The sequence below is a fragment of the Flavobacterium sp. K5-23 genome, assembly GCF_023278045.1.
Classification (GTDB): Bacteria; Bacteroidota; Bacteroidia; order Flavobacteriales; family Flavobacteriaceae; genus Flavobacterium.
The window spans coordinates 591,639-605,959 of the sequence record NZ_CP056783.1 but is presented as its reverse complement, the minus strand read 5'-3'; the positions used below and the strand labels follow the sequence as shown (position 1 = coordinate 605,959).

General features: G+C 35.4%; 11 protein-coding genes and 1 tRNA gene. 6 read left to right on the top strand and 6 right to left on the bottom strand.

Annotation, left to right across the window (positions count from 1 at the left end; translation table 11 throughout):
• The first annotated feature begins 745 nt into the window (after positions 1-745).
• The 3 genes from FLAK523_RS02760 to FLAK523_RS02750 all read left to right on the top strand — a co-directional run bounded on the left by FLAK523_RS02760 (position 746) and on the right by FLAK523_RS02750 (position 6,578).
• Positions 746-1,936: an alcohol dehydrogenase catalytic domain-containing protein gene (locus FLAK523_RS02760; RefSeq protein ID WP_248906326.1), complete on the top strand. Its 1,191-nt coding sequence runs from the start codon at positions 746-748 to the stop codon at positions 1,934-1,936.
• A gap of 598 nt (positions 1,937-2,534) precedes the next feature.
• Complete coding sequence (locus FLAK523_RS02755; RefSeq protein WP_248906324.1) at positions 2,535-4,037, top strand: aldehyde dehydrogenase family protein; 1,503 nt, start codon at positions 2,535-2,537, stop codon at positions 4,035-4,037.
• 549 nt (positions 4,038-4,586) lie between these two features.
• Complete coding sequence (locus FLAK523_RS02750) at positions 4,587-6,578, top strand: hypothetical protein (protein WP_248906322.1); 1,992 nt, start codon at positions 4,587-4,589, stop codon at positions 6,576-6,578.
• A gap of 424 nt (positions 6,579-7,002) precedes the next feature.
• Here the strand turns inward: FLAK523_RS02750 and FLAK523_RS02745 are convergent.
• A tRNA-Ala gene (locus FLAK523_RS02745) sits at positions 7,003-7,076 on the bottom strand.
• Positions 7,077-7,204: 128 nt separating this feature from the next.
• Here FLAK523_RS02745 and FLAK523_RS02740 point away from each other — a divergent pair.
• The 3 genes from FLAK523_RS02740 (at position 7,205) to FLAK523_RS02730 (ending at position 9,378) form a co-directional block, all read left to right on the top strand.
• The gene (locus FLAK523_RS02740) at positions 7,205-7,972 is read left to right on the top strand and encodes an enoyl-CoA hydratase/isomerase family protein (RefSeq protein ID WP_248906320.1); all 768 of its coding nucleotides are present in this window, start codon (positions 7,205-7,207) and stop codon (positions 7,970-7,972) included.
• Positions 7,973-8,150: 178 nt separating this feature from the next.
• On the top strand, positions 8,151-8,615 hold the full coding sequence (locus tag FLAK523_RS02735) for a 6-carboxytetrahydropterin synthase (RefSeq protein ID WP_248906317.1): 465 nt from the start codon (positions 8,151-8,153) through the stop codon (positions 8,613-8,615).
• 4 nt (positions 8,616-8,619) lie between these two features.
• Complete coding sequence (locus tag FLAK523_RS02730) at positions 8,620-9,378, top strand: UDP-2,3-diacylglucosamine diphosphatase (protein ID WP_248906316.1); 759 nt, start codon at positions 8,620-8,622, stop codon at positions 9,376-9,378.
• On the opposite strand, the gene FLAK523_RS02725 is transcribed toward FLAK523_RS02730, so the two are convergent.
• The 5 genes from FLAK523_RS02725 to rsmI form a co-directional block, all read right to left on the bottom strand.
• Entirely contained in the window at positions 9,375-9,731 is a 357-nt protein-coding gene (locus tag FLAK523_RS02725; RefSeq protein WP_248906314.1) for a hypothetical protein, read from the bottom strand. The genes FLAK523_RS02730 and FLAK523_RS02725 overlap by 4 nt on opposite strands.
• 387 nt (positions 9,732-10,118) lie before the next feature.
• Positions 10,119-11,402 (bottom strand): MFS transporter, encoded by a 1,284-nt coding sequence (locus tag FLAK523_RS02720; RefSeq protein WP_248906312.1) that lies wholly within the window; start codon positions 11,400-11,402, stop codon positions 10,119-10,121.
• Positions 11,399-13,090, bottom strand: coding sequence for a single-stranded-DNA-specific exonuclease RecJ (gene recJ, locus FLAK523_RS02715; protein WP_248906310.1), 1,692 nt, complete (start codon positions 13,088-13,090; stop codon positions 11,399-11,401). Before recJ ends, FLAK523_RS02720 begins: the two co-directional genes overlap by 4 nt.
• A gap of 124 nt (positions 13,091-13,214) precedes the next feature.
• Complete coding sequence (locus tag FLAK523_RS02710) at positions 13,215-13,559, bottom strand: HopJ type III effector protein (RefSeq protein WP_248906308.1); 345 nt, start codon at positions 13,557-13,559, stop codon at positions 13,215-13,217.
• Positions 13,560-13,569: 10 nt separating this feature from the next.
• The gene (gene rsmI, locus FLAK523_RS02705; RefSeq protein ID WP_248906306.1) at positions 13,570-14,304 is read right to left on the bottom strand and encodes a 16S rRNA (cytidine(1402)-2'-O)-methyltransferase; all 735 of its coding nucleotides are present in this window, start codon (positions 14,302-14,304) and stop codon (positions 13,570-13,572) included.
• Positions 14,305-14,321 lie beyond the last annotated feature (17 nt).

The following is a 14,321-nucleotide window of genomic DNA, read 5'->3' as shown; positions in this document are numbered from 1 at the left end:
TTACCTAACGTTGAGCACTGGACGAGGTCTCCATCTATGTTTAGCAATTACCACATTTAGGTGCTTTTACCGGTCTCATTCTGCTTGTTAAAAATGAAATTCAAAAAACCTCTCCTGAGGTTTTTTATTATTCAAAATCTAAACTTTCAACAGTAGTGTCATGGTTACTATTTGCAAAGAGGACTTAATACCTCTTATAAATCTAAATAGAGGTGTTAAATATCAGTTTAAAGAATAATTTAACACTGTTTTTTTTTACACATAATACATTGTAAATTAGCTACATAAGATATTGATTTAGAGATTTGTTTCTAATTTGTGAAACTGTTTTTATGATAGTTTTTAATAATTCGACAGCCTATGATTTGGATTTTTAGATGTTGGTTTTTATTTCGAAAAGGCTATTATTCAAACAAAAGTAAATAATTCTCTACACCTCGAAGAATTAATATTGAATCAGAATAAACGTAGTTGATTTCAGGTAATCGCTTATTCACCTCCTTGTTCTATACCTGCATATTACACAAGGATTTTTGCACTATTCTTTACTTGGAAGATTGAACGAATGTTTTTTTGATGCTTGTTGAACAAACAATATTAGACAGCAACAACGAAACGTTATGGCTCTTATGGATTTGGATACTTAGGCTAGCGGCCAAGGATCAGTATTTTTTTCGAAAGAGGCAAGCCTCAGGGTATTTGACCCTATACAGAATAAAATTATACAAATTTAAATTTTAAAGTTATGAGTACAAATCTTAGTATTACGTATGCAGGTCCGTGGGATCTAGAAATGGTTGATATGCCTATTCCGAAAAGAGAATTTAAAGGAAAAATCCTTGAACATGCAGTTATTGTAAAAGTTATTGCTACAAATATTTGTGGTAGTGATCAGCACATTTACCGCGGGCGTTTTGATGTTCCTGCAGGAACGGTTCTCGGGCATGAGATTACAGGAGAGATTATTGAAATTGGTCGTGATGTGCTGCATTTAGCGGTGGGCGATATTGTATCTGTCCCGTTTAACGTTTCTTGTGGACGCTGTAGAAGCTGTAAGACACAGCATCCTGAAGTTTGTGAAACCGTAAACGATCAAGCGCCAGTTGGCGCCTATGGTTTTGATTTAGGTGGATGGCAAGGCGGACAGTCTCAATACTGTTTAGTTCCCTATGCTGATTTTGCTTTATTAAAATTCCCAGACAGAGATCAGGCGCTAGAGCGCATGCTCGATCTGGCATTTCTTTCAGATATCTTACCGACTGGTTATCATGGTTGTGTTTCAGCGAAGGTAAAACCAGGATCAACTGTTTATATTGCTGGCGCTGGACCTGTTGGTCGAGCTGCGGCTATGTCAGCTCGTTTACTAGGAGCAGCTTGTGTTATAGTAGGTGATCAAAATAAAGAACGTTTAGATGTTCTTAAAAAAGCGGGTTATGAAACAATCGATCTTTCGACATCAGGTTCGTTAAAAGATAAAATTGAAGCGATTCTAGGTGTTCCTCATGTTGATTGTGGTGTTGATGCAGTAGGTTATGAAGCCCACGGACATGGTGAAAACGCGAATAAAGAAATGCCTGAGACAGCCTTAAATGATGTTATGGATGTTACTCGAGCTGGAGGAAGTATTGGAATCCCAGGAATTTACGTGGGTAGTGATCCAGGAAGTGATCTAGTGCGTGCAAAAAATGGGACGCTTGATCTAATTCTTGGGCAGGCATGGGTTAAATCCTTGACTTTGACAACTGGAATGGCTCCAGTAATGAATTATAGTTATGATTTGATGCAAGCAATTCTTTGGAATCGAATCGATGTGCAATCTGTAATGAATATTGCGGTTGTGCCAATTCAAGGAGGTGTAGATGCTTACAAATCATTTAGTGATGGTTCTTCTAAGAAGTTTGTGATAAATCCAAATGGATATTTGAAGAATTCATAATTTCTTATAATTGTAAAGTCAAAAAAAACTGATCTCTTAACCAATAGATATTTTGAAATTTTATATGTGACATTCAGAGATGTTTTTGGTAAAATAAAGTAGCCCTTGTACTATGGATGCGATAAGCATACTTTCCATAATACGAGGGCTATTTCTATAATGTGTTTTGTGTAAAATCTATTTAACGCGATTCAACATATTTTAATCTCTCTGTAATTAGAATCTTTTGTTTTTTTATTCTCTTAGTAAATAGGTTTTGGCAATATTTTTTTGGTTTGATAGGTGAGTCTTTATGTTTTATCAACTAAGAGTAACCCAAACTAAGTCTCTCTTCAATATGATTGATTGAGTAACGGCTATAATTAGTCCAGTATTCATTTCGAATTAAAAAACAAATTAATTAAAACAATGAAAATCAAATAGTTGAATATGTTGACTTGCTTATTTTTAGACTAAACAATCACATTGACCTGATTTCATAAGTTATTGAGCCGAATCAATAAATAGGAAGGCTTGTTGCTGGCGTACATTTGCACTGTAATTACACAACGCTTGTTTTCGCAAGCATTAACTAAGAATTAAAATTAAATAAATAATTATGGCAAATGTAACAAAACCTGTATTCAAAGAAAGATACGGGAACTTTATTGGCGGTAAATTCGTAGCTCCCGTAAAAGGACAATATTTTGACAATGTATCTCCAGTAGACGGAAAAGTATTTACTCAAGCAGCTCGTTCAACACAAGAAGATATTGATCTTGCACTTGATGCAGCACACGAAGCGTTCCCATCATGGAGTACTTCTTCAGCTACAGAACGTAGTAATGCTTTATTGAAAATTGCTCAAGTAATGGAAGACAACTTCGAATACCTAGCAACTTTAGAAACCATTGACAACGGTAAACCAATCCGTGAGTCTCGTGCAGCAGATATTCCTTACTGTATTGATCACTTCCGTTATTTCGCAGGTGTTATCCGTGCAGATGAAGGAAGTATTTCGGAGCATGATAAAAACACAGTAAGTATCGTATTGCACGAACCTATTGGAGTAGTTGGTGAAATCATTCCTTGGAACTTCCCAATGTTAATGCTAGCTTGGAAAATAGCTCCAGCTTTAGCAGCAGGTTGTACTGCAGTTGTTAAGCCAGCAGAACAAACTCCTACTAGTGTTATCGCTTTAATGGAACTTATAGGTGACATTTTACCTCCAGGTGTATTGAACATAGTAACTGGTTTTGGTGCAGAAGCTGGTGCAGCTTTAGCTACATCTAAGCGTATTGCTAAACTTTCATTTACTGGTTCTACTGAAACAGGACGTAAAGTATTACACAATGCAGCCGAAAACATTATTCCAGTAACTATGGAATTAGGTGGGAAATCTCCAAATATTTTCTTCCCATCAGTAGCAGATCAAGACGATGAATTCTATAGCAAAGCTATTGAAGGAGCGTTAATGTTCGCACTTAACCAAGGTGAAATTTGTACAGCTCCATCTCGTATTTTAGTACACGAAGATATAGCTGAGGATTTTATCGCAAGAATGCAAGAACGTTTGGGAGCTATCAAAACGGGTAATCCATTAGATCCAGAAACAATGATTGGATCTCAAGTTTCTAAGCCTCAATATGAAAAAATTCTTAACTATATCAATATTGGTAAAGAAGAAGGTGCATTAGTATTAGCTGGTGGAGACGCTGGTAACTACGAAGGTGAGCTTTCTGAAGGATATTACATCCAACCAACAGTATTGAAAGGAACAAACGATATGCGTGTTTTTCAAGAAGAAATTTTTGGACCAGTTGTAGCCTTAACAACATTCAGTTCTACTGAAGAAGCTATTGCAATCGCAAACGATACTCCTTACGGTTTAGGTGCAGGTGTTTGGTCTCGTGACGCTCACGAATTATTCCAAGTTCCACGTGCTATTCAAGCTGGTAGAGTTTGGGTAAACCAATACCATACTTATCCTGCTCACGCTCCTTTTGGTGGTGTTAAAGAATCAGGATTTGGTCGCGAAAACCATAAAATGGCTTTAGATCATTACCGTGTTGTAAAAAACATGTTGATCTCTTACGACAAAAAACCTATGGGTTTCTTTTAATTAGAAGCTAACTAAGTTTAAAAACCCCCGACATCGTCGGGGGTTTTTGTTGTTTAAATCTTATCGACTTATTTACTTAATAAACAACTAAAGGTTAAATATTAACGGGGGCGAATTCCCCTCTTGAGAGGGGTTAGGGGTGTGTTATTGTTTAAAATGCAAATATTTCATCTTGTTAATGCTATTCTAAAGTATTCACAGTCATTAAAAGCTATAATAAAGATTGTGTTTATTAGACTTAATATTCGTTTTTAAGTAAGTAACTCGAAAATCTTATTTATCACTTAAAAGGCTCTTTGTTTCCTAAAAAGGCAACCCTTTTTTAAAATAAATTATTTTTAATGTACAGTAAGGTTATGAAGTGAATTTAATTTATAAGGAATTATGAAATAATTAAAATATCACTAAAAGTGGGTATTGTGGAATAGATAAAAAAAGTCTCTATTTACAGCAACTATTACAGCCAAAATATAAATTAACTCATGCGGAAAAACATGTTCCAAGTAGTTTTATTTAGTTTAGATAGGGTTTAAATAAATCACACATTTTATGAAAAAATTTTTATGCTTATTTATTTTAGGGGGATTTTTGATGTTAAGTTGTTCAGACGATAATTCTTCTGTTAATTCTGTGGTTAAAAACATCAAAGGTTTTGTACAGAAAGGACCATTTGTGAATGGAACATCAATTTCGTTATTTGCACTGAATTCTTCTTATCAACAAACTGGTACGGTTTTTAATTCTCAAATAGAAACTATTTCAGGATCTTTTGAATTAAAAAATGTAACACTTACATCTGACTATGTAGAGATATCTGCTAATGGCTATTATTTCAATGAAGTCAGCGGTGGTATTTCGGATGGACAATTAAATCTATATGCGATATCAGATTTAAAGGATAAATCTAGTGTGAATGTAAATGTATTAACTCATTTAGAAAAAAAACGCACTGAATATTTAATAAGTCAGGGCAAGAGCTTCAAAGAGTCAAAAAGCCAAGCACAAGTGGAGATATTATCTGTTTTTGGTTTTATAAATACTCAGATGCAAGATTCGGAATCTCTTAATATATCTATTGATAATAAAGAAAACGCTATGTTATTAGCAATTTCAATCATACTTCAAGGAAATAGAAGTGTAGGTCAATTAACGGAACTCTTAGCTAATATTTCAAATGATATAAGATTAGATGGAAAATTAGATGATAAAGAGATTATTAAAAGCTTAGTGAAATCTACGGCCCAAATTAGCCTTTCAAAAACAAGAACTAACTTATTGAATCGTTATAATGAAATTGGATCTGCAGTTTCAATTCCTGATTTTGAAAAATATGTTTTAGAGTTTCTTAATTTCGCTAAAGAGCCAATTCCAGTTGTTGAAACATTAAATATTATTAGGATTTTTTCAAATTCAGCAATTATTGAAGGCAATGTAACTAATGGAAATGGTTTTGAAGTTACATCTCGTGGATTATGTTGGAGCACTAGCCCAGATCCGACAACATTTAACAATTTCACAAGTGAAGGGACTGGGCTTGGCAAATTTACTAGTACTATTAATAATTTAACAGCTGGTTCGAGATACTTTGTTAGAGCTTACGCTACAAATAGTGCAGGAACATCATATGGAAATGCTGTTATTGTTTATTTTCCAAAAATAGATTACAAGAATAGTAAGATTTGGTCTAATTATGATACAGAAGATATTTATCTAACAGATTCTGGGAATAATTTATTTAAAAGTTCTGACAATTCTAAAACTTGGGAATTTGTTTCTACTATGACTTTTAGGAACGCATTTCAATTAGAGATATTTGATAATATTATGTATGCTGGCGACCATTCTAATATTTACAAAAGTACTGATGGGGGTAAAAACTGGGTGACTTTAAAAAGAATTGATGAATCTTCTTCCTATTTAGCTTATGCCGTTGATAGAGTCTCGAATGACATATATGCAGCAACAGCTTTTGCTTTATTTAGATTTAATGGAGAAAACTGGTCAAGAATTAAAACTACTGAAACAAATAACCAGTCCCAATGCATTGCTGTTGATAAAACTGGAAATGTTTATTATTCGACTTATTTATTCACCATTCATAGGAGTAATAACAAGGGAGTTGACTGGGTGTCCAATGATTATACAAAGGCTGGGCAAGGATGGAGTACAACAGGAAACATGTATGTCACAGACGATAACGTTTTGTTAATGAATAGATGGTGGGATGGAATCTATTGGCTTTCCAATATAGATTGTTTGCCGCTAAACAATGGCCTACCCGTTTCAGGAACCTCAGAAGTAGTGGCTAAAGGTTCAAACTATTATACTATTGTTACGAGTCAAGCTGAACTTTTGGGTGTGTACGGAAGCACTAGTAAGGGGTTGATATGGAGTAATTACAACTATAACTTATCCAAATATGATTTAATTAAACTTAATAAAATCACAATAAATAAATCAGGTTCTGTCTTTATTTCCATACAAGATAAAGGAATCTATAAGCTAAACAATAATTTAAAGCAATGGGAATCGTTAGAATAATATGTTTACAAAATCAGTAATAGTTAAGATTGTAATATATATATATAATATTGATTGTAAAATGAAAATGATAAATTGAAATAAGGCATTATGATGTTGTGAATTTGAAAGTCATTATATAAAAGCTTCATGAAATAGTTGTAATTCTTGAGTTGTATGCTAAGTTTATTAGACGTTTAAAATGAATTTCAAAATTTAGCAGTAAATGCAATTTGTTTAAAATAATAAATGAAAAGAGGAGAAATAAATTTCGAAAAGAATTTTACTCTGAAAGATCGGAATTAAAGCCGATGTTACTTGGCAAAAAATATAATTCCTAATTATCTAGCCAATAGGAAGAACTAAATGGTTGCTTTTTTCTGCAAATTTTCTGCACATAAAAAAAGGGGTTAGACAAAATACGTCTTAACCCCTTTGTTTATTGTGGAGAATATCGGATTCGAACCGATCACCTCTTGCCTGCCAGGCAAGCGCTCTAGCCAAATGAGCTAATCCCCCAGAATTATGGCGCAAATATAATATATTATAGTACTCAAAAAACAAATTTAAAACAAAACACCTCTCAATTTTTCGAAAAAAGGATTGATTAATCTGAATATTTATAACTTTACATAAAAACTACTAAAATGAATGTTCAAGATATAAATGGCACACTTACAACAACGATAAACAATAATATTGCAACGGTTGAATTCGGGCATCCGGCAAGTAATTCTTTCCCCCGTCGCCAACTCGATTTGTTAACTGCTGAATTTCAAAAACTAAACAATGACCAAGATGTTTCCGTAATTGTTTTGCGAAGTGTTGGGAGTGGAGCTTTTTGTGCTGGTGCTTCTTTTGATGAGCTTCTGGCTGTTTCTAATCAAGTGGAAGGAACTGCTTTTTTCTCGGGATTTGCACATTTAATTAATGCGATGCGCAGCTGTTCTAAGATTATCATTGGTCGTATTCACGGGAAAACCGTTGGCGGTGGCGTGGGCATTGCGTCCGCTTGTGACTATGCTTTTGCGACTGTCGATAGCGCCATAAAACTTTCGGAGCTTGCCATAGGGATTGGCCCGTTTGTTATTGAACCCGCAGTTTCTCGTAAAATTGGGAAAACGGCTATGAGCGAAATGTCTTTAGCCGCGCACGAATGGAAATCAGCTGCTTGGGCTAATGAAAAAGGATTGTATGCAAGAGTGTTAAAAGACCAAGAGGAAATGGACATTGAGCTAGAAAAATTCACTTCAAAGTTAGCCTCTTATAATCCGGAAGCCTTGATCGAAATGAAAAGAGTAATCTGGGAAGGAACTTCTCATTGGGATACTCTTTTACTGGAAAGAGCCGCCGTTTCGGGTCAGTTAGTACTTTCCGACTTTACTAAAAACGCATTAAATCAGTTCAAGAAATAAGAGTTAGGACGTATCTCTAATTTATTTTAGGAGCTTTTTCCTGCTGTCCGCTGTATCCACGCCGAAAAGCGTGGGATGCCGCTTCCATCAGGGCTAGGCAGTGGAGAATAGGAAACCCAACATTTGAGACTTATTTGTCGTCTCAATTCACTAAATTTGCATTCAAAATTATACCTCGATGAGCAATATCAGAATTACAAAACAATTTAATTTCGAAACCGGTCACGCCTTATATGGTTATGACGGAAAATGTAAAAATGTCCACGGGCATAGTTATAAATTGTCAGTAACCGTAATTGGTTCTCCTATTACGGATCGTTCTAACGTTAAATTTGGAATGGTTATCGATTTCTCCGACTTAAAGAAAATTGTAAAAGAAGAAATTGTAGATCAGTTTGATCACGCAACAGTTTTTAATGAAACAACACCTCACGTTGAGTTGGCAATGGAATTAAAAACACGTGGGCATCATGTGATTTTAGTAGATTATCAGCCTACAAGTGAGAATATGGTTATTGATTTTTCAAAAAGAATAATAAGCCGTTTGCCTTTAGGAATTAAACTTTTTTCTTTAAAACTTCAGGAAACCGAATCTTCTTTTGCTGAATGGTACGCGAGTGATAATATAAACGAGTTACTATAGTTTCATGCAATTATCCAACAATAAAAAAATATATTTCGCTTCTGATCAGCATTTTGGTGCGCCTACGGCTGAACTCAGTTTCCCAAGAGAACAAAAATTTGTTGCTTGGCTAGACGAAGTAAAAAAAGATGCCGAAGCTATTTTTCTATTAGGTGATTTGTTCGACTTTTGGTTCGAATATAAAACGGTTGTCCCTAAAGGATTCGTGAGGGTTTTAGGAAAATTGGCGGAAATTCGAGATAGTGGAATTCCTATTTATTTTTTTGTGGGAAACCACGATTTATGGATGGAAGACTATTTCCAGAAAGAGCTTAATATTCCTGTTTACCACGACAATAAAGAATTTACTTTTAACGGTAAAACTTTTCTTATCGGTCATGGTGACGGAAAAGGTCCCGGCGATATGGGATACAAACGAATGAAAAAAGTCTTTACAAACCCAATCTCAAAATGGTTTTTTAGATGGATGCATCCAGATATTGGAGTGCGTTTAGCACAATACCTTTCGGTGAAAAACAAACTGATTTCTGGAGACGAAGATGTTACTTTCTTGGGTGAAGATAACGAATGGTTAATTTTGTATGCCAAAAGAAAACTGGAAACGAAACATTACAATTATTTTGTTTTTGGACACCGTCATCTGCCTATGAAATTATCTGTAGGTGAAAATTCTGAGTACGTTAATCTAGGAGACTGGATTGGCTATTTTACCTATGGCGTTTTTGATGGGGAGACTTTCGAAATTAAAAAGTTTGAACGCTAGTTTAGTCCAGCACCGTATAGGTATTCGCCCAAATTTACTTTAAAAAGTGTTCCTTCCACTAAATCCTTTATCGATTTTAATTCGCTGACAGAAACCGCCAGATCAATTTGGGAACAGGGTGTTTTTAGTAAAAATTTGGCGCAGTTATTTTTCAATGCACAAACATCACAGCAATTATTCTTTATCAGGCTGTCGTCAATTAAAGAGCCAAAAGTAGTTAGCTCTGAAACGGTAAAGTAGAATCCCGTTTCCCTAAAGACCAGTTGTATTTTATCTATAATGGTTTCGCTTTCTTTTTTCCAGTAGAATGCAATTCCAAAATCATTGTGATATAGCTGTTCGATTTCTTCCATGACTTGAGTGTATGAAACAAATATAAACATTATTTAGATTTATTCTAAATTAAAAACATGAAAAAGGACTAAAAATAGTCGGTAAGTAATCCTGCCGTCTGGATACATCTGAAAATAGAACACGGATTGCACGGATCGAACAAATTAACACAGATTTAAATTTGTTCTTTTCCGCTAATTGAAAAAGTCGTGTACTGAAGTGTGATAATTATGTTGGCTTTTTCATGTTAGAATTAAAAAAATCTGTGACAATCTGTTAAATCTGCGTTCTATTCTACTGTATAAATATATTTGTGTCCACACGGTAGCTAAGTAATCCAAAGATTATTTTATCGACGGGATATAGGAGCGTGTTTTTTAATGAACAAATACTAAAAAAAGTGCTGATTATTCTTGATTTTCGTGTTCTTCCAGATCTTTTGTCAGGTCCAGGTTACGGAATGATTTAGAACTAATACCAGTGATTAAAACGATTAACAGCGTCATACTTCCCCCAAAAACCACTGCGGTTACAGTGCCCATTAATTTAGCGGTTACCCCACTTTCAAAAGCACCCAATTCATTGGAAGAACCCACAAACATCGAGTTCACTGCGGACACTCTTCCGCGCATGTGATCCGGAGTTTTTAGCTGCAAAATAGTCTGGCGTATCACTACCGAAATCCCATCGAAAACGCCACTGAAGAACAAAGCCAAAAGCGATACCCAAAAAATAGTGGAAAGCCCAAAAACAATTATACAAATTCCGAATGCAAAAATAGCCGTCAATAGTTTCATTCCCGCATTTTTACTCAAAGGGACATAAGCCGTAATCAACATTGTGATAAAGGCACCAATTGCTGGAGCGGCTCTTAAAAAACCAAAACCTTCAGGTCCAACTTTTAAAATGTCTTGGGCAAAAATAGGTAGAAGTGCAATCGCTCCCCCAAAAAGAACGGCCACCATATCGAGTGTTATGGCGCCAAGTACCGTTTTGTTATTGAAGACAAATTTTATACCTTCGTTCAAACTTTGCATTATAGGTTCGCCAATTTTTGGATTTAAAATAGGCTTTTTTTCGATTTGAGATAAAGCAAGTAAAGCAAAAACGGAACATATAAAAACGGAACACATAGACCAGTGAACTCCAATTAATGTAATGGAAAACCCAGCAAAAGCAGGTCCTACTACTGAGGCAATTTGCCAAACGGAGCTACTCCAAGTAGCTGCATTTGGATACACCTTTTTAGGAACCAATAATGACAATAGCGAAAAGATTGTGGGTCCAAGAAATGCTCGGACTAATCCTCCTAGAAAAACCAAGAAATAGATAGAATACAATATTGTTTGGGTTGCATAATCTTTTACAACCGCTGGCCATGTCAGTAAAAACAAACCAAAACTGATTACCGAAAAAGCCAGAATACATTTCAATAACAGCCCTTTCTTTTCCTTTTGATCCACAATGTGTCCTGCAAACAATGCCAATGAAATTGCTGGAATTACTTCCATTAAACCTATAATTCCTAGTGAAAGAGGATCTTTGGTGATGCTGTAAACTTGCCATTCGATTACGATAAATTGCATCGACCAGGCAAAAACCATAGCGAATCGTAATAATAAAAAGGTGTTGAATTCTTTATAGCGTAAAGCAGCGTAGGGATCTTTCTTTTTTATTTTATCAAAACTCATGGTTTAATATTTTTTAATCTTAATTGGGTAGTGACTTTTCCGTTCCATTCGTTTTCATCAATACAATAAACAGCCTGAAATGGTTTTTGTTGGGTTGTCAATTCAAATTTTTCTCCCAGTCCAAAACCGATGGCAGACATTCCTTCCGAATTGCCTTGTTTTACATACAGTTTTAAATGTTCATCATCGGCTCCTAATTTTTTAGGGTAACCTGTGTCTTTTACATTTTTAGTCAAAAATATCGGAGTCATATTTTGAGGACCAAAAGGTTCAAACTGCTTTAATATCCTAGAAAGTTTAGGTGTAATGTCTGAAAAATCTATCTCGGCATCAATCTCAATTTCTGGAGTCAACAAATCAGGATGAATGGTTTCTTGAACTTGTTTCTCAAATGCTTCTTTAAAAACAGCATAGTTTTCTTCTTTTAATGTCATTCCCGCAGCATACATATGTCCGCCAAATTGCTCCAAATGTTGTGAACAAGCTTCCAACGCATTATAAACATCAAAACCTTTTACAGAACGTGCCGAAGCGGCGTATTTATCTCCACTTTTGGTAAATACTAAGGTAGGACGATAATAGGTTTCGATTAATCGAGAAGCCACAATACCAATTACTCCTTTGTGCCAGTCTTCCTGATAAACAACTGTTGAGAATCGTTCTTGTTCTTGATTTTCTTCAATTTGCAAAAATGCTTCTTTGGTTATTTGCTTGTCTAATTCTTTTCGATCCGAATTGTATTGTTCAATTTCTGAGGCGAACTGTTGGGCTTGTTCAAAATTAAATTCGGTTAGTAATTCTACTGCGTGGTTTCCGTGTTTGATTCTTCCTGCCGCATTTATTCTGGGAGCAATGATGAAAACAACATCAGTAATATCTAAGGTTTGTTTTTTTATTTGATGAATCAAAGCTTTGATTCCAGGTCTAGGATCGCTATTGATTACTTGTAATCCAAAATAAGCCAAGACTCTGTTTTCTCCAGTCATAGGAACAATATCGGCTGCAATGGCGGTAGCGACTAAATCCAAGTAAGGAACAAAATCGGCAATAGTTTGACCTCTATTACTTCCTAAAGCCTGTATTAATTTGAACCCAACACCACAACCGCAAAGTTCATCATATGGATAAGTACAATCTTCCCGTTTTGGGTCGAGAACAGCAACTGCTTCTGGTAAGGTGTTTCCGGGTCTGTGGTGGTCGCAAATGATGAAATCAATGTTTCGTTCTTTTGCGTAAGCGACATGTTCAATAGATTTTATACCGCAATCCAATGCAATAATTAATGTGAATCCATTGTCATCAGCAAAGTCAATTCCTTTGAATGAAATACCATAACCTTCGGCATAACGATCTGGAATGTAAGTGGCAATATTAGGGTAATAGGATTTTAAATACGAGGAAACGAGTGAAACGGCAGTGGTGCCATCGACATCATAATCGCCAAAAACAAGAATGTTTTCTTGGTTTTCAATCGCTTCTTCAATCCTTTTTACCGCTTTTTCCATATCCTTCATTAGAAACGGATCGTGTAAATGGGATAGGGAAGGGCGAAAAAAATCTTTGGCTTCTTCAAAAGATTCAATCCCACGTTGTACTAATAAAGTGGCTACAAAATCTTCTACGTTCAAAGCTTGCGCTAAGTTTTTAATCTTTTCCTCTGAAGGTTTTGGTTTAAGGGTCCAACGCATATTAATTTGGGATTATAATATTTAGGAATTAGGATTTTGTTTGCACGTTGTAATTGACCTTATTTGTATGATTGAAATAAATTATGAAATTTAAAATAACTTTTCACCATTCACTCCTCACTTTTTATTTCTTCTCTAAAGCTTCTCCTTCAAAACGAATTCCGTTCCATCCGGTTTTCATAAAATTCCGAATATTTTGATGGTCATTTCCTTCTGGGTTTTTCAAAACATCTTCAAAATAATACCCGCCAAAACAAGCTAATGTTTCTTCGGGTGTTAGGTTTTGCAATTTGGCGAAAGCAAACAATTTGCAAGATCCTGAATTCTCACCCGCCGCATTATGTTGGTTTCCGTTTTGGAATGCTGTTGGGGTAAAAGTATAATTTCCTTCTATTATTGCGATAGTTTCAGTAAACGCAATAGTTTTTGGAGACTGTTTTAATTGGGTAATATAAGTTTCTAAAGTCATATGTTATAAATTATACTTCTTCTGTTTCTTCTGGCTCGTCTTTTTCGAATTTTCTTTTTTTAACTTCTTTAACGATCGGTTTACCGCCAACAACCACAACGATTTCTCCACGTGGAGCTGTTTTTTCAAAATGGGTCAACACTTCACGAGTGGTTCCTCTCACGTTTTCTTCGTGTAATTTTGATAATTCTCTAGAAACACAAATTGGTCGATCTTCACCAAAATAAGTGATGAACTCAGCTAATGTTTTTACCAATTTATGTGGTGAAACATAAAGAATCATTGTTCTGGTTTCTTCTGCAAGCTCGAGGTATCTGGTTTGTCTTCCTTTTTTCTCAGGTAAAAAACCTTCAAAAACAAATTTGTCATTTGGCAGTCCGCTGTTTACTAAAGCAGGGACAAATGCGGTAGCACCAGGCAAACATTCCACATCGACACCGTTTTCTATACAGGCACGTGTTAGTAAAAAACCTGGGTCAGAAATCGCAGGAGTTCCTGCATCAGAAATCAAAGCAATGTTCTCGCCTGCTTTTAATCTCGAAATCAAATTCTCAACAGTCTTGTGCTCGTTATGCATATGATGACTGTGCATGTGGGTGCCAATCTCAAAATGCTTTAAGAGTTTCCCGCTGGTACGCGTGTCTTCGGCCAATATCAAATCTACTTCTTTGAGGATTCTGATGGCTCTGAACGTCATGTCCTCGAGATTGCCTATTGGCGTGGGTACGATATATAATTTTGACATAATTGTTTAAACACGAT